Below are 18,469 nucleotides of genomic sequence, written 5' to 3' on the forward strand. Positions count from 1 at the left end.
GACCGGTCACGGCGGCTGACTGGACTCTGTCTGGAAAGCGTGGCCGGGCCATGCTCCGGGTTCGAGGTGCTTTTCACGTTGTCGGGCATCATGAAGCCGGGTCACTTCGAGCGCGGCATGGTATCACCACAATGACCGTTGGTCGCCTGGCGTTGTTCTCGGTGGGGGGTGTCAATCAAGGCATATCCTGAGCATGAGTCCCACTGTTCCAAGAATGGGAAGTTGTATTATTAGAATTGTTTTGTATGGTTATTACCATTGCTGGCCTATTGATCTCGCCAACAAACCGGCATGCGGATTAGTTACCTTTGTCGTTTTCAGACAGAGTATTGATTGAATACGACACCCTCATGGATTAAAGGTGAGGAAGATCAGGGTGTGTGTGGCAGTCGTTGTTGTGCCTTATAACGCGCGCCATTTTGCGGGATCTGTTGGCTTACCGTCGCGATCAAGGCGACTTGCTCGCTGTCATCGAGGCCGAGTTGACCGGTTTTCGAGTCGATTAACTCCAGTTGCCAGGCCAGTAACGTCAGGCACTCCTGCAGCGCGGACAGTGCCTGGTCATGCAGTTGCAAAGGGCAGGCAGCATTGCTGATCAGGTCCTGGATATGCCTTGAAAACTCGCAGATGGGCCGCAGGGCCATGGCATCGGCCTTCTGGCTGAGCTTGGCCAGGCTGCTTTTCATGCAGTCGATGGCATCGTTGTCGTTACGGATCAAATGCAGGTGGCTCAAGCATTCTTCAGACTTGGCCAGCAGCATTTCAGCCTCGAGGAGAAACTCGGGAAGTGCAAGTTGCCACTCTTTACCGTCGTTCATCATGCAAGTCTCCACAACATGCGGTCAGGTGATGAGATATCGCACTGGGTGAATAGCTTAAAACTACCGCTGAAATGTGACTGGAATCTGTAGTTCGTTTCTGGTTTTTCAGTAGGACGTTTATTTTTAAGAGGGCGGCAACGGTCCGTGTCCCCACTTTCAGGGTGCATTTGCACCCCGTTGGTTGCCAAGGCATAAGTGCCTGGAAGGCCCGTGGGCCGTGGGCTTGCAATAGCAAACAAAAGCCTGACTCCATTCATGCAATGAGAATGGCGTCACATTAATGGCTATTAGATATCGCGAATATCAGGTTGGACCTGATTGCGGCTAGGGGAATCCCTTACACAGGGGAACCTCGCGGCGGTTTCAAGGTCGCGCGGCGGGGTTGGAATGCACAGTCAGTAGGTCGACTCAGTAAAGCATGATGTCAGTGTGACATCAATGAAGTTACGTGGCATTTTACTCAGGGTCAAGGTCCGGCATCTGCCGCCGATAACCTGCTTCAAGTCACCCGCAAAACTCATCAGCGCACCCCCAGGAGTCTTTAATGGCCGGCATTCTCGACACGGTAGATCAACGCACACAATTGGTGGGTGAGAATCGCCTGGAGATTCTCATGTTTCGCCTGGCCGGGAGGCAGTTGTTCGCGATCAACGTGTTCAAGGTGCAGGAAGTGCTGCAGTTGCCCAAGCTGACCCTGATGCCCCAGCGCCATCCGTTTGTCTGCGGGGTGGTCAACCTGCGTGGCCAGACCCTGCCGGTGATCGACCTGTCTCAGGCCATCGGTATGCGCCCACTGGTGCCGGGTCCCAACAGCACCATTATCGTCACCGAGTACAACCGCTCGGTGCAGGCGTTCCTGGTGGGCGGCGTGGACCGTATCGTCAACATGAACTGGGAGGCGATCCTGCCGCCGCCGGCCAGTGCCGGGCGTCAGCATTACCTTACGGCCATCAGCAAGGTCGATGAACAACTGGTGGAAATCATCGACGTGGAAAAAGTCCTGGCCGAGATCGTGCCCTACAACGCCAAGGTTTCCCGGGAAAAGCTCGACGACCCGGTGTTGGAACGCGCCCGTGGCCGGGAAGTGCTGCTGGTGGATGACTCCAACGTGGCGCTGTCGCAGTTACGCGATACGTTGTCGCAACTGGGGGTGAAGATGCACATCGCCAGTGACGGCCTCAAGGCGCTGAACATGCTCAAAGCCTGGGCCGACAGCGGCCAGGTAATGACCGACAAATTGCTGATGATCTTCACCGACGCCGAAATGCCCGAGATGGACGGCTACCGCCTGACCACCGAGATTCGCAACGACCCGCGCCTGCGTGGCTTGTATGTGGTGCTGCACACGTCGCTGTCGGGCAGCTTCAACGATTCGATGGTGAAGAAGGTCGGTTGCGACAACTTCCTCTCCAAATTCCAGCCGGACAAATTGGTGGACGTGGTGCGCCAGCGCTTGATGCTGGATGAAGTACCGGCCTGACTTTGATTCCTGGGCTGCCCTCGTATAGGGTGACGTTTTTGCCCATCAGGAAAGCAGGCTCATGCTGCGTCTCAGCGCGTTGTATCGGTACCCATTGAAGTCCGGCAAGGGTCAAGCCTTGCAGCAGGTCGGCCTGGATAAACTCGGGCTGGATGGGGATCGACGCTGGATGCTGGTGGACGAGCCCAGCGGACGTTTCCTGACCCAGCGGGCGTTTGCGCACATGAGCCAGTTATCGGCGATCTGGAATAACGCCGGTGGCCTGACCTTGAGCGCGGCGGGTCACCCGACCCTGGACGTGCCGCTACCCGGCAGCGATGCCGAGTTGCGTGGTGTGACCATCTGGCGCGACACCTTGCGGGTTCCGGACGCTGGCGACGAGGCCGCCGCCTGGGTCAGCGAATTCATCGGCAAGCCCACGCGCCTGGTACAAGTCCCTGTAGCACGTGCGCGCACCACAGCATCCGGCTACGGCAAGGATGACGACAAGGTGGCCTTTGCCGATGGATTCCCACTGTTGTTGATCGGCCAGGCATCCCTGGATGATTTGTCCCAGCGTATTGGCCGACCGATGGAGATGTTGCGCTTTCGGCCTAACCTGGTGATTGAAGGCAGCGAAGCCTTTGCCGAGGACGGCTGGAAGCGCGTGCGGATTGGCGATGTGGAGTTGCGTGTGGTCAAGTCCTGTTCGCGCTGCATCCTTACCACCATCGACCCACAAACCGGCGAGCGCAGCGCTGACCGCCAGCCGCTGACGGCCCTTGAGGCTTATCGCAAGGAGCCGGATGGTGTGATGTTCGGCCAGAACCTGGTCAACGATGGCGTGGGCCGCCTGGAAGTCGGCATGCCGTTGACGATACTGGAGTAACGGCCCCGAAACGAAAAATGCCCGTCTTGTGAGAGACGGGCATTTTTTTCGACGTTGGAAAGCTTAGCCGCGGTATTCACACAGGTAAGCGGTGTCCACGGCGACCTTCAGCTGGAACTTGCTGTTGGCGGGCACATTGAACTGGCTGCCGGCGGCGAAGGTTTCCCAGTTGCTGCTGTCCGGCAGCTTGACGGTCAGCGCGCCGGACACCACGTGCATGATTTCCCGCTGGGCGGTGCCGAATTCGTATTCACCCGGGGCCATGACGCCGATGGTCGCTGGACCTTCTGCGGTGCCGAAAGCGATCGACTTGACGGTGCCGTCGAAGTACTCGTTGACTTTAAACATGGGCGAATCCTCGAAAAGGGTCAAGAAAGGTCGGCCAGTATGCCTTCTACACGGGCAAAATCAACGGCAGCAGGCGTGCTGTATTACGTGCATCTTCCAGTGCCCGGTGTTGCTGGCCGTTGAACTGCATCCCGGCCAATTGCAGTGCGCCATTGAGCCCCAATGGCTTGTCCAGGCGCCGGGCCTTGGCGAAGCGTTGCTTGAGGTTCATGTGGGGCGTGCGGCTGAGGAGGCTGGTCAAGCCGTGGCGCTGCCATTCCAGCTCCAGTTGCTGGCGATCGTAATCACCCCAACTGGCCCAGCCTTCCAGGTGTGCCTGATGTTGGCCCAGCCAACGCTCAAACAGCGGCCAGACCTCGTTCAGCGCCAGGGCACTGTCGATACTGGCCTGGTTGATATGGGTCAGTTGGCGGCAGAAGGGCGTCAATAACGGCCGGCGCAACGGCCGCACGAAACGCTGGAAGTGATCCAGTTCGCGACCTTGACGGTTGACCAGGCTTACGCCGATTTCGATGATTTCCATCTCCGTCACGGGCCAGCCGCCTTCATCCGTTGTGGCTTCAAGATCAATAATCAGCCAATGAGGCATCGCAGGTTCCCGTACTCTTCCCGTCCTGATGGGGATAGAGCGTAGCCAAGCCTGGTAGTTCCGCCTAGCGCTTACTCGATCTCCAGTAAAACCTGGCGGTTGCGCACTTGATCCCCGGCAACCACCTGGATTCGTTTGACCACACCGTCGATGCCGGCCTTGAGTGGGTGCTCCATTTTCATCGCTTCCAGCACCAGCAGCAGTTGGCCCTTGCTCACCGTATCGCCTTCGCTGACCCGTACCTCGACGATGGCTCCATCCATCGGCGCCTTGACCGTGCCGTTGCTGGTTTCGATCTGACGGTTCGCAACGACTTGGGTGTGGTTGGCGATACACAGCCCGCCACTGGTGGTGGCCAGCCACAGCTGCGTGCCCTCCAGGTGATAGGCAACGCGGCGACGGATGCCGTTGACGACCACCGTGGCCCAGCGCCCGTCGGTGTCCAGAAGGTGTATCTCGATGGCATGTTGATCGACTTCTACTTGCAGGCAGTCGTCCGCCAGCAGGCTGACACTGATTGCCTTGGCCTCATCCTGTACCGCCAGGCGATAGGTCCACGGTACGTTGGCGTTGTTGCGCCAGCCCGGCAAGCCGCTGCGGTGAGTGTTGGCGCTGTGCTGATAAAACAGCGCGGCGGCCAGGCCCAGTTCTTCGGGTGTTGGCGCAGGGCGGGCGATGTCGTTGAAGTGTTCGCCGATAAACCCGGTGCTGAAGTTGCCCGCGACAAATCCAGGATGTTTGAGCAACTCAGCCAGCAGCCCTTGGTTGCTGCACACCCCCAGCAGCACGCAATCTTCCACGGCGCGCAGCAGCTTGCGTCGGGCCTCTTCGCGGGTGGCACCGTGGGCGATGATCTTGCCCAGCATTGGGTCGTAGAACGGACTGATTCGTTGCCCTTCGCACACGCCATGGTCGATGCGCACACCGCCAGCGGGCTCCCAGCGCATGACGTCGCCGGTTTGCGGCAGGAAGCCCTGGGCCGGGTCTTCGGCGTACAGCCGTACTTCCATGGCGTGGCCGCTGAGGGTCACGTCTTCCTGGCGCAAGGGCAGGGGAAGGCCGGCGGCGATTTGCAGTTGCCAGTCCACCAGGTCGAGGCCGGTGATCAATTCAGTCACCGGATGTTCGACTTGCAGGCGAGTGTTCATTTCCAGGAAGTAGAACTGTCCGTCATGGTCCAGCAGGAACTCAACGGTGCCGGCGCCGACGTAATTCACGGCGCGACCCGCCTTCAGCGCGGCTTCGCCCATGGCTTGGCGCAGTTCGGCGGTCATGACTGGGCAGGGCGCTTCCTCGATGACTTTCTGGTGGCGACGCTGGATCGAGCAGTCGCGCTCTCCCAGGTAGATCAGGTTGCCGTGGGTATCGCCGAACAACTGCACCTCGACGTGGCGCGGTTCGATCAATGCCTGTTCCAGAATAAGTTCGGCGCTGCCAAAGGCGTTCAAGGCTTCGGAGCGGGCGGTGCGCAGTTGTTCGAGCAAGGTGTCGGGGCGGTGGACCAAGCGCATGCCCCGGCCGCCGCCGCCGGCGCTGGCCTTGATCATCAGTGGGTAGCCGATGCGTACGGCTTCGCGCTGGAGGGTCTGGTCGTCTTGTTCGGGGCCTTGGTAGCCGGCGATGCAGGGGACGCCGGCGTTGAGCATGGCGATTTTTGACAGGCGTTTGCTGCCCATCAGCTCGATGGCTTCGGGGCTGGGGCCGATGAAGGTCAGGCCGGCGGCTTGGCAGGCACGGGCGAATTCGGGGTTTTCCGAGAGGAAGCCGTAGCCGGGGTGGATGGCGTTGGCGCCTGTGCGGTGGGCGGCTTCGAGGATGGCCGGGATGTTGAGGTAGGACTGGTTGACTGGGGCGGGGCCGATGTGGATGGCTTCGTCGGCCATTTGGACGTGTGGGGCGTTGGTGTCGGCGTCGCTGTAGAGGGCCACGGTGCGGTAGCCCAGGGTTTGGGCGGTGCGTTGGATGCGGCAGGCGATTTCGCCGCGGTTGGCGATCAGGATTTTGTTGAACATGAGTGGGTCCTTGGGCTGTCGGTCGAGTACATATCCATTCCTGCGGTTACGGCTGCTATTGGTTCCGCTCTTACAGCGGGTCACTTTTGGCAAACGCCCCAAAAGTAACCAAAAGGTCTTGCCCCACCATTTGGCACCTCGCCTAGGCTCGGTGTGCCCTCACTCCGGCATTGCTCCGTGGGCCGCCGCGACGGGCCATCCATGGCCCAACGCGGCTATCCCGGCATCCATGCCGGGATGCCCACTGCGCAATGCCTACGTTCGGCCATCATGGTTAATGGGGCCGGATAGATCAAAAGCAGATCAAAAGCACGGCGGCCTGAAAGCCGACCTGAGTGGTAGAAGCAAAGGCAAGGGCTAGAGCGAAAGCAGAGCTGCTTTTCTGTGGGAGATGGCTTGCCTGCTATGACCATAGGTATCTACACCATTGCGCAGGAGCCTGATTTTTGTAGCCGCTGCCGAGGCACGAGGCTGCGATGCGGGCCGCAGGACCGCCCTAGGGGCCGCTACGCAGCCCATCGCAGCCTCGTGCCTCGGCAGCGGCTACAGGTTTTTTGCAGGATTCAAAAATGTGTAGATACCTATGCTGCGATGACATCACCTCGGTGTTCCTGAAAGACCGAGGTGATGCCATCGCAGGCAAGCCAGCTCCCACAGAAAAGCAGCCCTGCTTTCGCTCTAGATCTTGCCTTTGCTTCACACCACTCAAGCCGGCCGGTAGGCCGCTGTGCTCTTGATCTGCTTTTGACTTTGATCTTAGGCGCCCCGTTAAACCACGCTGGCCGAACGCAGGCATTGGTCCGTGGGTAAACCGGCAGGACGCCGGTTTAGCCGCACTGGGCCAGGGATGGCCCATTGCGGCGGCCCACGGAGCAATGCCGGAGTGAGGGCATGCCGAGCCTAGGCGAGGCACCAAGTGGTGGGGCAAGAGCCCTTTGGTTACTTTGGGGCTTTTCCAAAGTGACCCGCTGTAAGAGCGGAACCATAGGTAGCCGTTACCCAAAAAACGGATATGTACTCACAGCCAACTCACCCCGCAACCACCTGCCCTTCCATCTTCTGCCGCAAACTCAAAGGCCGCATATCCGTCCAGACCTCTTCGATATAAGCCAGACACTCCTTCTTCATCCCACTCTTGCCCACAGTCTTCCAACCCTGCGGCACAGCCTTGTAATCCGGCCAGATGGAATACTGTTCTTCATGGTTGACCACCACCTGAAAGAGAATATCTTCGCGGTCAAATACTGAGGTCATTGCTGTTCTCCGTCGCTATAAGGCTCGCCACGCGCCACGCGCAGCGCTGATGTAGATAAGAACGTACCGCGCCCGGCAAAAATTAAAGGCTGCCCACCGCCGCCGCCAGGGCGCGACCAAAGATCTGCGCCACCCGGTCAACCTCCGCCGCCGTAATCACCAGCGGCGGCAAGAACCGCACCACACCGCCATGCCGCCCACCCAACTCAAGAATCAACCCACGCTTGAGGCACTCACGCTGCACCAACGGCGCCAACTGCCGATGCACCGGCGGATGCCCCTGCACGTCCGGCGTACCACTCGGGTCCACCAATTCCACACCCAGCATCAGGCCACGCCCACGAATGTCCCCCAATTGCGGGAAGTCCCGCTGCAGGATGCGCAGATGCTCACCCAGGCGCTCGCCCATGGCCGCCGCATGGGCAGGAATGTCGTGGTCCTTGAGGTAACGCATCACGGCCGACCCCGCCGCCATGGCCATCTGGTTCCCGCGGAAGGTTCCGGCATGGGCGCCCGGCAGCCAGGTGTCGAGCCAGTCGCGATAAACCACGACTGCCAGCGGCAAGCTGCCTCCAATGGCCTTGGACAACACCACCACGTCCGGGACGATGCCGGCGTGCTCAAAGGCAAACATCTTGCCGGTGCGACCGAAGCCACTCTGGATTTCATCGACGATCAGCGCCACGCCCGCCTGCTCGGTAATCCTGCGCAAACCCCGCAGCCAGTCGAGGTCAGCCGGGATCACCCCGCCCTCCCCCTGAACCACTTCAACGATCACCGCCGCCGGCAGCAACACGCCCGCCTCGGGATCATTCAACAGGTTTTCCAGGTAGTGCAGGTTGACCTTGATCCCCTCTGCCCCGCCCAGGCCAAACGGGCAACGATAGTCATAAGGAAACGGCAGGAACTGCACGCCATTGGCCAGCAGCGCACCCAACGGCTTTTTCGGCCCCAGGCTGCCCATCAGGCTCAACGCGCCCTGGCTCATGCCGTGATACCCCCCCTGGAACGACAACACCGTGCTGCGCCCGGTGGCCGTACGCACCAGTTTCAACGCGGCTTCCACCGCATCGGTACCGGTGGGGCCGCAGAATTGAATCTTCGCTTCACGGGCCAGTTCCGTCGGTAGCAAGCCGAACAGGTCCTGGACGAATTGGTCCTTGACCGGTGTCGTCAGGTCCAGCGTGTGCAGTGGCAGTTCATCGCTCAATACCTGGCGGATCGCGTCGATCACCACCGGATGGTTATGCCCCAACGCCAAGGTGCCAGCGCCCGCCAGGCAGTCGATAAAGCTGCGGCCTTCAACGTCTTCGACATAAATCCCTCGCGCCCGCTTAAGCGCCAGGGGAATGCGTCGCGGATAGCTGCGGGCGTTGGATTCCTGCTGGCGCTGGCGCGCTAGCAGCGGTGTTTCATCGAACTGGTACAGCGTTTCCGCCGGGGCCGGGCTGACCCGAACCTGCAAATCTTCGATACGGCTGGTAGCGACTGACATCTCTCGATCCCTCAATACGCTGATGATGGTGACCAAACTGCCAATCCGTTGGCGTCTGGCCCAAGGGCTGCGCACGGATTTCCTGTTCTGGAAACGCGTCAGGGGCTCGAGGATTTACACCTTGGGCATTAAAAAACCGCCCGTTCAGCCGGCGACACCGGTGTACTTGTCATTCAGCGCATAAAGGATCCCGCAGGTTTCGGCATCCAACCGTCCGTCATAATGATTCGGTCGAAAATGCATCTGGAATGCCCGCACCCGTTGCTGGAAGGCCTGACGATTTTTCGCCGCCGCGTAGCCATAGCGCTGGAATGCCCTTTCGATCTCCACTTCCGGTGGTAGCCCCATGGAAAACCTGCGCTGGTAGACCTCTTGGGTAACCCCATCGAACCAGGCCCCCACCCCCGCCTCGAACAGTTGGCGCCAGGGCAAGCGCGGGCCAGGATCGCTTTTGCGCCAGTACGCCACGTCGCTGTGGCCAAGAATGTCGGTGGGGCCAATGTCCGGGTAACGTCCCTGAATGTCGCGGATCAAGGCGATCAACAACTCAATCTGCTCAGGGTCATAGGCGGGAAAGGTAAAGACGCCCGCGTCATCACGGGCCAGGTTGACGATTTCAATGCCGATGGAGCGGCCGTTGAGGTTGTCGCGCCCGGCCCATTGGCTGACGCCGGCATGCCAGGCGCGGTGCTGCTCGTCCACCAGGCTGAACACCCGCAACTCGTCATAGCCTGCGGCTCGGTAACTGCAGTCATGGGGATCGGCCAGTAAATAGTGAGCGCTGACCCCATCCTGAGTCAGTGTGCGCAAGGCACTGGCAAATGGCGCAGCGGTGTAATGCACGATGACCTGGCGCACGGTTTCGCCATTGCGCTGGTTGAAGTTTTTTGCGGGGTATGTGGTGTCGATGACCAACATGGGAGCTGTCCTTTTCAAGACAGGCTGAATCATTCAGCCTGTAAGCCGTTTACCGTCATCCTGAAGCGCTGGGCTTTAAGAGGGCGGTAACTATTTGGCTTTTTGAAGGACCGGTCAGCGGCGTAGCGGCATGCCCAGTTCAACCCGCAGGCCATCGGCCTGGCTGTCGAACTTCAAGGAACACGAGCAGCGCTGCACGATGGCTTGCACAATGGCCAGGCCAAGGCCACACCCCTCGCTGTTGCCGTTGCGCCAGAAGCGTTGGGTCAAGTGTTGCAGGTCTTCGCTGGAGATCGGCGCGCCGTGGTCCCGCACGCGGAACACCACGTTATCGGCGGCCGTGAAGACACTCAGTTCCACGCGGGTATCCGCCGGTGTATGACGCAAGGCGTTATCCAGCAGGTTGCGCAAGGCGGCGACGGCCAGGCCCACGGGCATTTCCACCGGTGTTTCAGGCAAGTTGGCCGGCAGGATCAGGTCGATGCGCGAATTGTCCCCGGCGTTGGCGTCCTGGATTGCCAGGCGCGCCACTTGTTCGGCGTTCGATTGCAAGCCGTCATCAAACGACAGGCTGCCTTCGACACGGGCCAGCAGCAGCAACTGCTCAAGGGTACGGTGCAGGCGATCGGCGCCCTCCTCGGCATGGGCCAGGGACTGGTCACGGGCGGCGCCTTCGGTCATGCGCGCCACTTGCAGGTGGGTCTTGATTGCCGTCAGCGGGCTGCGCAGTTCGTGGGCGGCATCGCCGGTCAGGCGGCGTTCGCGTTCGATGGTCTTGGCGATGCGCTGCAGCAGTTGGTTCTGGGTGTCGAGCAGCGGCTTGAGCTCGCTGGGCAACGGATGAATCTGCAACGGCTCCAGGGAGTCGGCGCTGCGGCGCATCAAGGCGTCGCGCATGCGATTGAGCGGCACCAGGCTTTGGCCGATGCCCAGCCACAGCAGGCACAGGCAACCCAGCAGGGCAACACCCACCGGCACCGATGCCGCCAGCAGGATCGACAGGTTCAACGCCTCACGCTCCACCTGGCGGTCGGCAGTGGTGATGAACAGGTCGCCACGGGCCAGGGTGAAGCTGCGCCAAGTCGTGCCGTCGATCATCTGATCGCGAAAACCGCTCTGGTGCGACTCCAGGCCCTGGTCCGGGGTGGTGTGGCTGCGGGCGAGAATTTCCCCGCGCAAAGAACTCACCTGACACGCCATGCCGCCAGGGATATTCAACTGTTCGGCGCTGAAATGAGTGCCCTCGCCTTTGGTAGGCAGGGCCGGCAACTGCTCCATCAAGCCGGCGACCATGCGCGCTGATGCCACCAGCCGCTGATCCAGGGAAAACATCATCTGGTTGCGCAGGTCACTGAGCATCCAGGCCGCCGCCAGCGCCCAGATCAGCACAAAGGCGGCGCCCAGCTTGAACGTCAGGCGCAGGCGCAGGCTCATCACGAAGCGTCCTCTCCACCGTCAGCCGGGCCCAGGCGATAGCCCAGGCCACGCACGGTTTCGACAATGCTGTTACCCAGTTTTCGCCGCAGGTGGTGGATATGGACGTTCAGGGCGTTGCTTTCCAGTTCGTCGTTGAAGCCGTAGACGCTGTCTTTCAACTGCTCGCTGGACAGCACCCGCCCACGGTTATGCAACAAGGCCTGCAACAGCGCCTGCTCGCGACGGGACAGGTCCACCGATTGACCGCCCAGCAAGGTTTCGCGGCTGCTGGGGTTGTAGGTCAGGCGCCCGTGTTCGATCAGGTTGACGCTGCGCCCGGCGACCCGGCGCAACAAGGTCTGCAAACGCGCAGCCAGTTCCCGCAAATCGAAGGGTTTGAGCAGGTAATCGTCGGCGCCCGCTTGTAGGCCATCGACCCGGTTGGTCACCGAATCGCGCGCGGTGAGGATCAGCACCGGGATTTCCAGGCCTTGGCTGCGCTGTTGTTGCAGCAGCTTCAGGCCGTCTTCATCCGGCAAGCCGAGGTCCAGCACCATGATGTCGAACTCAGCCGCCTTGAGCATTGCCCGCGCAGCAGCGGCCGTCGCGACGCGTTCGACCGTAAAGCCCTGGGCGCCAAGGCCGGCAACAATACCGCTGGCGATCAGCTCATCGTCTTCACAGACCAGTACGTGCATGGTGAGCCCTTTGGAAAAATGATGATGATTAAAAGGGGGTTGGATTAAGCACGCATTATGCCGTGCAAACGTTCACATTCAGACAATCCCTACACGTTAGAATAGCCCGGTTAATCATCGGTTAATCAACACCACACATTGTGTGCCCACTTGCATCGAACTAAGGCTTGACCATGCGGCATCTGTTTCTCTTCTTGCTGGTGTTATTCGCTGGATTTTCCCAGGCCGCGCCGGGCAATAATCCTTTCGAGACCAAACCCGACTTCCTCCCGGTGGGCAAAGCCTTCACCTTTACCTCCGAGCGCCTGGCGTCTGGCGAAACCCAGCTGTATTGGCAGATTGCCGACGGTTACTATCTGTACCAGCAGCGCATGAAGTTCGATGGCCTGGCCGAAAAACCAGTGCTCCCACAAGGCGAAGCCCATAGCGACGAGTTCTTTGGCGAGCAGCAAGTGTACCGCCAGGGCCTGGAGGTGAAGATTCCCGCAGGCGCTACCGGCCAGGTCAAGCTGGGCTGGCAGGGCTGTGCGGATGCCGGCCTGTGTTATCCGCCGCAGTCGATCACTGTGGATCTGGGCGGCAACCCTGCTGTCGCAGCCACCGCCGAGGCCCAGGACCAGAGCCTGGCCAGCGGCCTGCAACAACGCAGCCTGGGCTGGAGCCTGCTGGTGTTCTTCGGCCTGGGGCTGCTGCTGGCCTTCGCCCCGTGTTCCTTGCCGATGCTGCCGATCCTCGCCGGGTTGGTGGTGGGCAGCGGCGCCAGCCCGCGACGCGGCTTTGCCCTCGCCGCCAGCTACGTGGTGTGCATGGCGCTGGTCTATGCGGCCCTGGGCGTATTGGCCGCCCTGCTGGGTGGCAATCTCGCTGCCCTGCTGCAAACCCCGTGGATCCTCGGTAGTTTTGCTGCACTGTTTGTGGTCCTCGCGTTGCCGATGTTCGGCTTCTTTGAATTGCAGCTGCCTGCGTTCCTGCGTGATCGCCTGGATAATGTCAGCCGCCAGCAAAGCGGCGGCAGCCTGGTCGGTGCCGGTGTGCTCGGCGCCCTGTCCGGCTTGCTGGTGGGGCCGTGCATGACCGCACCGCTGGCCGGCGCCCTGCTGTATATCGCCCAGAGCGGCAACGCCCTGCACGGCGGCCTGATCCTGTTTGCCATGGGCATCGGCATCGGTGTGCCCCTGTTGCTGCTGGTGACCGTGGGCAATCGCTTCCTGCCCAAGCCCGGCACCTGGATGAACGTGCTCAAGGGCGTCTTCGGCTTCCTGTTTCTCGCGACCGCCGTGCTGATGATTCGCCCGGTGGTCGGTGAAACCCTGTGGCTTGCTTTGTGGGGCGTGTTGGCGTTGGTCATGGCCTACTGCGGCTGGCGGCTGGCCAGTCAGCAGGGTCTCGCCGCCAAGGTACTGGGCGCCGGCTCGCTGGTCCTGGGCCTGTGGGGCAGCCTGCTGGTAGTGGGTGCGGCGGGTGGCAGCGATGACCTGTGGCAGCCGCTCAAGGTCTTCACCGGTTCGCAAGTCGCCAGTGCTCCAAGCGCCCACGACGCTTTCACGACAATCAGCGACCCGGCCGTGCTGCAAAGCCAACTCGACAGCGCCAGGGCCCAGGGCCAATGGGTGCTGCTGGACTACTACGCCGACTGGTGCGTGTCGTGCAAGATCATGGAAAAACAAGTGTTCGGCAAACCCGAAGTGATGGACGCCCTCAAGGACGTGCGCCTGCTGCGCCTGGACGTCACCGCCGACAACGCCGCCAGCCGCGAACTGCTGGGGCGCTACAAAGTACCCGGGCCACCCAGCTTCGTCTGGATCGGCCCCAATGGTGAAGAACGCCGCGCCCAGCGCATCACCGGTGAAGTCGACGCCGCCGCATTCCTGCAACGCTGGACCCAGACCCGGGACGCCCTCTGATGCTGACCTTCACCATCGGCACCTTCGCTATCGCCTTGAATCATTTGCTGCTGATCAGCGCGCTGATTCTCGCCACCCTGGTGGGCTGGCGCGTGGCCAAGCGCGGCGGCGAGAACCCGGAGTCGGTGCTGTTCACCCTGTTCCTGCTGGGCATGCTCAGCGCGCGGATCAGTTTCGTAGTGATGTACTGGGCCTATTACCGTAACGACCTGCTGCAAATCATCGACCTGCGCGACGGCGGTTTCCTCGCCTGGCCCGGTGTCATAGTCCTGATCCTCGGAGCCCTGCTGTATGGCTGGCGCCGTCCGCTCCTGCGCAAGCCCTTGAGTGCCGGCGTGATCACCGGCCTGGCCTTCTGGGCCCTGGCCAGCTTCTCCCTGACGATCTATGAAAAAGGTACCCGCCTGCCCGAGATCACCCTGCGCAACGCCAATGGCGAAACCGTGCAACTGACCGATTACCAGGGCGGTCCCCTGGTGATCAACCTCTGGGCCACCTGGTGCCCACCGTGCCGCCGGGAAATGCCGGTGCTGGAAAACGCCCAGAAACAACGGCCCGACGTGACCTTCCTGTTCGTCAACCAGGCCGAAAGCATGCAGAGCGTCAGCACTTACCTGGCGACCCAGGGTCTGAACCTGGACAACGTGCTGTTCGACGCCAGCGGCCGCCTCGGCCAGGCCGTGGGCTCCATGGCCTTGCCGACTACGCTGTTCTACGAACCGGACGGACGCCTGATCAACAGCCACCTGGGCGAACTGTCCCAGGCCAGCCTGGCCCGTGCCATGGAACGTTTCGAGACCGACGCCAACACCGCCAAGCCGGCTCCAACAAGGAAACCCTTATGCCCCGCCTCCGCCACCTGCTGACCCTGCTGCCCCTGACCCTCGCCGCAACCCTGGCCCAGGCCGAAGACTGGCCGGCGCCGATCAAACAGATCGAAGCCAAGGGCGCCAAGATCATCGGCAGCTTCGACGCCCCCAGTGGCCTCAAGGGCTATGCCGCGCAATACCAGAACCGGGGCATGGCGCTGTACCTGACCGCCGATGGCAAAAGCGTGATCGCCGGCAACCTGTACGACGCTCAAGGCAACGACCTGAGCGCGGCGCCTCTGGACAAACTGGTGTATGCGCCAATGGCCAAGGAAGTCTGGGCCAAGATGGAACAGAGCAACTGGATTCAGGACGGCAACAAGGACGCGCCGCGTACCGTCTACCTGTTCAGCGACCCCAACTGCCCGTACTGCAACATGTTCTGGGAACAGGCACGGCCGTGGGTGAAGGCCGGCAAGGTGCAACTGCGGCACATCATGGTCGGGATTATTCGTGAGGACAGCCCGGGCAAATCGGCCGCGTTGCTGGCCAGCAAAGACCCGCAAAAAGCCCTGGAAGCCCACGAAGGCGCGGGTAAAGCCAGCAAGCTGCAGCCGCTGGAGAAGATCCCTGCGGATATCCAGGCCAAGCTCGATGCCAATATGAAATTGATGGAGGAGCTGGAGTTGTCAGCAACTCCGGCGATCTTTTATATGGACGACAAGGGGCAGTTGCAGCAACAGCAAGGGGCGCCGTCGCCGGATAAGTTGGCGAAGATTCTCGGGCCGAAATAGGTTACCGGATAAAAACAGGCCCTGATAACAGGGCCATGTTTCCAATCAAAGAGAAGGCGTACACCCAAATGCTTCAACGGAAGGTACGCCAGCCTCCTCAAGCCCCCCAAAAAGTAAAGAAGTCCATAAACGCGTAATCTGACGCTCTGACGATCATAGCTGTGACGCTATCACCGGTCGGCGCAGTGAAATCAATCCAGTGATCCCGTTGGTCATTCTCCGAAGACGTCGAAGGGAGGTCCCGCTTGCCAATAACCGTACCTGCCAGATTGTAAAACAGAATTTCTACCGGGTGCCGCTGCCATGTATAGGCAAATCTGACTCTTTGGCTCGCCAACTTGAAGTCTATACGCATGCGTTGTTCTGGAACCTGATTCGGATTGCTATAGCAGATGCTTAACGCCTCACTGTCCAACATACCGGGCTTGGGATACGCGTAGTACGTGATGCCTGCCGTACCGCCAGATCCAGGTAATAGCGTAATGGTCATTGTTGATATATCAATACTCTGGCCGGCGGAAATCATCCGCTGAGGCTGCCCCGTGAAGTTTTCATAGAGGATTTCCGGCTCTGCTCGCACTGTCAGGAGCAAAGATGGAAACACTACAGCCTCATTTTCATGGGCACTGCCATCAGCCGTTACCTTGCAAGTAAACGTCAAGCTACTGCCGTCCTTAAGCAACTCAAGCTCGGCTCGCGCCAACACCTCTTTCAACCCTGCTGTGACTTCAGTCGCCGTGACCGCTTTACCCAGATAGACATTCAGGGTGTAAGGACTGCCATCTTTCTTAGTCCCTGCCCCCCGCAACCAGACCTTCTGATCCGGCAAGATAAACCACCACTTTTCAACCGTGATATCGGCGTTTCCGGTAAAGGTACGCAAGTCGAGGATATTATTGGTCGCCTGCAGCACCACCGGAGTAGGCAAGCGCACCGGCACACTGATCTGCAAATCAAGATCCGGCGAGGTGGCCAGCTTGCAGAGACTGGTCACGGTGTAATTGATCGTGACCGTTTTGCCGCTCCCATGAATCACAGCCTCGCGAGGAATCTGAAAATCAACGTACTTCGGATCACTGCTGCCGGGCTTCGACATCAACGGCAGGCACGTGCCATCCGCCCTTTTCCAGCACACACTGATGGCGTGATTGGGATTGATCAGGTCGTACTCCACCCGTACCGTCACACCCTCGCGACCGTTCCATACCGTCAACTGCGAGCCCACTGCTTCGCGCACTGTTGACGCCCTGAGCACCAGGTCTTCCTGAACGATCCCCAAGCTCAGTACCGGGAATTGCTTGGCACTGGCCTTATCGGACAGGCCATTGAAATTCACCGCAAAATGCACGTCGAAAGCACTGCAATCCGCCAGCTTTTTCAACTCGCTACGGGGCAAAGGCGTATTGACGCCGCTGGCCAGCCATTCCTCAGTGACAGGTTCCCCTTCCAGTACCGAGAAGCTGTAGGCACTGCCATCTTCCCGTTCGCCGGTGACCCACAGCCAGCAAAGTTGACCCAGGGCAATGTAGAGCCAAGGTTCGACAGTGGCGGTGGCATCCCCGGAGAAGGTGTTGAGATCAAGTGTACCTCCTGTGGCCTGCTCGACCGCCGGGGTTGGCAAACCGGTGATATCCAGGATATTCACTTGCCGTGGCGGTGATTGCCAAGGCCCGGTGCCACTGTGGCTTACGGTGTAAGTGAGCGTGACAGGTAGACCAAAATTGGCACTGAAGGCCGAGGGCGGTACCAGGAATTCCAGGCTGGTTTCACCTGGCTGCACCGTACGACACTCAAGAGACGGTGAGCCCGCTCCGGGTGTACCGACAAACTTGGGGCACACAATATCCCCGGCATGTATCCCCTCATAGGTGATCACGATATGCCCGCCGCGCACCGTATTGAGCGGATTCACCACCCAGCCATCGGCACCGCAATCCACCGACTCCTTGAGGTGGGGCGGCGGCAAATCCAGCGCCGGGTCCACCCGCAACAGCGTGGTAGTGCGCAAGTGGAAATCCTGGGCGTTGAGGGGCAGCGGATTCTCATGGACAGGATCATCCGGCGTTGGCAGCACCGGTGCAGTACCGTCCCAGATCACACCCATATGGGTTGTCAGGGCCGAGTAGTCATCCAGTCGCGACATCCAGCCACGGGATAACCAGAACTCAAATACGTGATCGGCATGAGCTTCAGCGGCGGTCACCACATGATCAAAGGCCACCCAGATGAATCTGTACGGCACCTGATGCTGGTTACCCGCGACAGTGACAAACAGACGCTGGCCTGCCTGAATCATCGGCCACGCCTTGATCTGGATGGTTTCGTCGCCCTGGAACTCGTACATGTCCAGCCACCATGTACTCCACTCCAACGTGGAGTGCAGGAATACGGGCAATGACCCTCGAAGATCCGCTTCCCGGACATCCTGGATCTCCAACTCCAGGACCAGCGATTCTTGAAGCCGCCCGTTCACCGTGGCCGAATACCAGATCAGCACCGTGTGCCCGATACAGGTACTCACCCGTTGCCAGGGGATCGGAATTTCAACACTGCCACTGGTACTGCCAGGCACCACAATCGGCTCGAATGCAGGCTGGTCCTGATCCTTGATCGCCCAATACAAGGTGACCGGTGCGGCCTGCATATTCGCAACGGTGATCGTTGCAACCGTGCCACCCTTTGCATCAAGGGGGTAAAGCAAGTTGTTATTAGCTGCGTATTGAATCTGCGGGTAGGGCAATTCGGGGTTGGCCGCGTCCGGGGTTTTAGGAGTGGCGGGTGTTTTTGGCAACGTTTGTTTAGCCACGACATGACCTCCTGTCCTAGGATAAATAACCATCGGTACTGGCCAATGAGGCCTAGAAACCTGGGTTATCTAGCGCTTGAGATGAAGGTCTTGCCTACTGTCAGAATTGACAGTTTGAACCGAAAAACAGCGTTTTCCCGACCAGCGGCCCACCCCTGCAATCCCCCAGGATGATCTCTTTGCCCTGCTCAAGACATTGGTCAGCCGAACAAAGCGCCCACGCCGGATAAGTGGGTGAAAACTCTCGGGCCTAAATA

General features: G+C 60.2%; 15 protein-coding genes. 5 read left to right on the forward strand and 10 right to left on the reverse strand.

The window, feature by feature from the left end; translation table 11 throughout:
* Positions 1-371: 371 nt before the first annotated feature.
* Entirely contained in the window at positions 372-818 is a 447-nt protein-coding gene (locus tag GNF76_RS17540; protein ID WP_155584414.1) for a hypothetical protein, read from the reverse strand.
* A 547-nt stretch (positions 819-1,365) separates the two neighbouring features.
* Between GNF76_RS17540 and GNF76_RS17545 the strand changes: the two genes are divergently transcribed.
* Both GNF76_RS17545 and GNF76_RS17550 read left to right on the forward strand, forming a co-directional pair.
* Complete coding sequence (locus tag GNF76_RS17545) at positions 1,366-2,301, forward strand: chemotaxis protein CheV (RefSeq protein ID WP_155584378.1); 936 nt, start codon at positions 1,366-1,368, stop codon at positions 2,299-2,301.
* Positions 2,302-2,362: 61 nt separating this feature from the next.
* Positions 2,363-3,169, forward strand: a complete 807-nt coding sequence (locus GNF76_RS17550) for an MOSC domain-containing protein (protein ID WP_155584379.1) — start codon at positions 2,363-2,365, stop codon at positions 3,167-3,169.
* A gap of 63 nt (positions 3,170-3,232) precedes the next feature.
* On the opposite strand, the gene ppnP is transcribed toward GNF76_RS17550, so the two are convergent.
* The 8 genes from ppnP to GNF76_RS17590 form a co-directional block, all read right to left on the reverse strand.
* Complete coding sequence (ppnP, locus tag GNF76_RS17555; protein WP_155584380.1) at positions 3,233-3,517, reverse strand: pyrimidine/purine nucleoside phosphorylase; 285 nt, start codon at positions 3,515-3,517, stop codon at positions 3,233-3,235.
* A gap of 46 nt (positions 3,518-3,563) precedes the next feature.
* Entirely contained in the window at positions 3,564-4,106 is a 543-nt protein-coding gene (locus GNF76_RS17560; protein WP_155584381.1) for a 3'-5' exonuclease, read from the reverse strand.
* Between the two features lie 71 nt (positions 4,107-4,177).
* Positions 4,178-6,118 (reverse strand): acetyl/propionyl/methylcrotonyl-CoA carboxylase subunit alpha, encoded by a 1,941-nt coding sequence (locus GNF76_RS17565; RefSeq protein WP_155584382.1) that lies wholly within the window; start codon positions 6,116-6,118, stop codon positions 4,178-4,180.
* Positions 6,119-7,147: 1,029 nt separating this feature from the next.
* Positions 7,148-7,372 carry an MbtH family protein gene (locus GNF76_RS17570; RefSeq protein WP_155584383.1) on the reverse strand — a complete coding sequence of 75 codons (225 nt, stop codon included), beginning with the start codon at positions 7,370-7,372 and terminating at the stop codon, positions 7,148-7,150.
* Between the two features lie 82 nt (positions 7,373-7,454).
* On the reverse strand, positions 7,455-8,867 hold the full coding sequence (locus GNF76_RS17575) for an aspartate aminotransferase family protein (protein ID WP_155584384.1): 1,413 nt from the start codon (positions 8,865-8,867) through the stop codon (positions 7,455-7,457).
* 144 nt (positions 8,868-9,011) lie between these two features.
* Positions 9,012-9,785: an N-acetylmuramoyl-L-alanine amidase gene (locus tag GNF76_RS17580; protein ID WP_155584385.1), complete on the reverse strand. Its 774-nt coding sequence runs from the start codon at positions 9,783-9,785 to the stop codon at positions 9,012-9,014.
* A gap of 114 nt (positions 9,786-9,899) precedes the next feature.
* Entirely contained in the window at positions 9,900-11,219 is a 1,320-nt protein-coding gene (locus GNF76_RS17585) for an ATP-binding protein (protein ID WP_155584386.1), read from the reverse strand.
* Complete coding sequence (locus GNF76_RS17590; RefSeq protein WP_155584387.1) at positions 11,219-11,899, reverse strand: response regulator; 681 nt, start codon at positions 11,897-11,899, stop codon at positions 11,219-11,221. Before GNF76_RS17590 ends, GNF76_RS17585 begins: the two co-directional genes overlap by 1 nt.
* A 173-nt stretch (positions 11,900-12,072) precedes the next feature.
* Here GNF76_RS17590 and dsbD point away from each other — a divergent pair, with 173 nt between their 5' ends.
* The 3 genes from dsbD to dsbG are packed head-to-tail and all read left to right on the forward strand — an operon-like array spanning position 12,073 to position 15,406.
* Positions 12,073-13,803 (forward strand): protein-disulfide reductase DsbD, encoded by a 1,731-nt coding sequence (gene dsbD / locus GNF76_RS17595; protein WP_155584388.1) that lies wholly within the window; start codon positions 12,073-12,075, stop codon positions 13,801-13,803.
* Positions 13,803-14,669, forward strand: coding sequence for a TlpA disulfide reductase family protein (locus tag GNF76_RS17600; protein ID WP_155584389.1), 867 nt, complete (start codon positions 13,803-13,805; stop codon positions 14,667-14,669). Before dsbD ends, GNF76_RS17600 begins: the two co-directional genes overlap by 1 nt.
* On the forward strand, positions 14,645-15,406 hold the full coding sequence (gene dsbG / locus GNF76_RS17605; protein WP_155584390.1) for a thiol:disulfide interchange protein DsbG: 762 nt from the start codon (positions 14,645-14,647) through the stop codon (positions 15,404-15,406). Before GNF76_RS17600 ends, dsbG begins: the two co-directional genes overlap by 25 nt.
* A gap of 97 nt (positions 15,407-15,503) precedes the next feature.
* Here the strand turns inward: dsbG and GNF76_RS29345 are convergent, their stop codons facing one another.
* The gene (locus GNF76_RS29345) at positions 15,504-18,212 is read right to left on the reverse strand and encodes a hypothetical protein (protein ID WP_178123391.1); all 2,709 of its coding nucleotides are present in this window, start codon (positions 18,210-18,212) and stop codon (positions 15,504-15,506) included.
* Between the last annotated feature and the right edge of the window lie 257 nt (positions 18,213-18,469).

It is taken from the genome of Pseudomonas spelaei (assembly GCF_009724245.1).
Classification (GTDB): domain Bacteria; phylum Pseudomonadota; class Gammaproteobacteria; order Pseudomonadales; family Pseudomonadaceae; genus Aquipseudomonas; species Aquipseudomonas spelaei.

Excerpts from the sequence above, each read along its gene's own strand:
- GNF76_RS17590 (WP_155584387.1), bottom strand. The coding sequence starts at position 11,899 with ATGCACGTACTGGTCTGTGAAGACGATGAGCTGATCGCCAGCGGTATT.
- ppnP (WP_155584380.1), bottom strand. The coding sequence starts at position 3,517 with ATGTTTAAAGTCAACGAGTACTTCGACGGCACCGTCAAGTCGATCGCT.
- GNF76_RS17565 (WP_155584382.1), bottom strand. The coding sequence starts at position 6,118 with ATGTTCAACAAAATCCTGATCGCCAACCGCGGCGAAATCGCCTGCCGC.
- dsbG (WP_155584390.1), top strand. The coding sequence starts at position 14,645 with ATGCCCCGCCTCCGCCACCTGCTGACCCTGCTGCCCCTGACCCTCGCC.
- dsbD (WP_155584388.1), top strand. The coding sequence starts at position 12,073 with ATGCGGCATCTGTTTCTCTTCTTGCTGGTGTTATTCGCTGGATTTTCC.
- GNF76_RS17600 (WP_155584389.1), top strand. The coding sequence starts at position 13,803 with ATGCTGACCTTCACCATCGGCACCTTCGCTATCGCCTTGAATCATTTG.
- GNF76_RS17545 (WP_155584378.1), top strand. The coding sequence starts at position 1,366 with ATGGCCGGCATTCTCGACACGGTAGATCAACGCACACAATTGGTGGGT.
- GNF76_RS17585 (WP_155584386.1), bottom strand. The coding sequence starts at position 11,219 with ATGAGCCTGCGCCTGCGCCTGACGTTCAAGCTGGGCGCCGCCTTTGTG.
- GNF76_RS17560 (WP_155584381.1), bottom strand. The coding sequence starts at position 4,106 with ATGCCTCATTGGCTGATTATTGATCTTGAAGCCACAACGGATGAAGGC.
- GNF76_RS17550 (WP_155584379.1), top strand. The coding sequence starts at position 2,363 with ATGCTGCGTCTCAGCGCGTTGTATCGGTACCCATTGAAGTCCGGCAAG.
- GNF76_RS17570 (WP_155584383.1), bottom strand. The coding sequence starts at position 7,372 with ATGACCTCAGTATTTGACCGCGAAGATATTCTCTTTCAGGTGGTGGTC.
- GNF76_RS17540 (WP_155584414.1), bottom strand. The coding sequence starts at position 818 with ATGAACGACGGTAAAGAGTGGCAACTTGCACTTCCCGAGTTTCTCCTC.
- GNF76_RS17580 (WP_155584385.1), bottom strand. The coding sequence starts at position 9,785 with ATGTTGGTCATCGACACCACATACCCCGCAAAAAACTTCAACCAGCGC.
- GNF76_RS17575 (WP_155584384.1), bottom strand. The coding sequence starts at position 8,867 with ATGTCAGTCGCTACCAGCCGTATCGAAGATTTGCAGGTTCGGGTCAGC.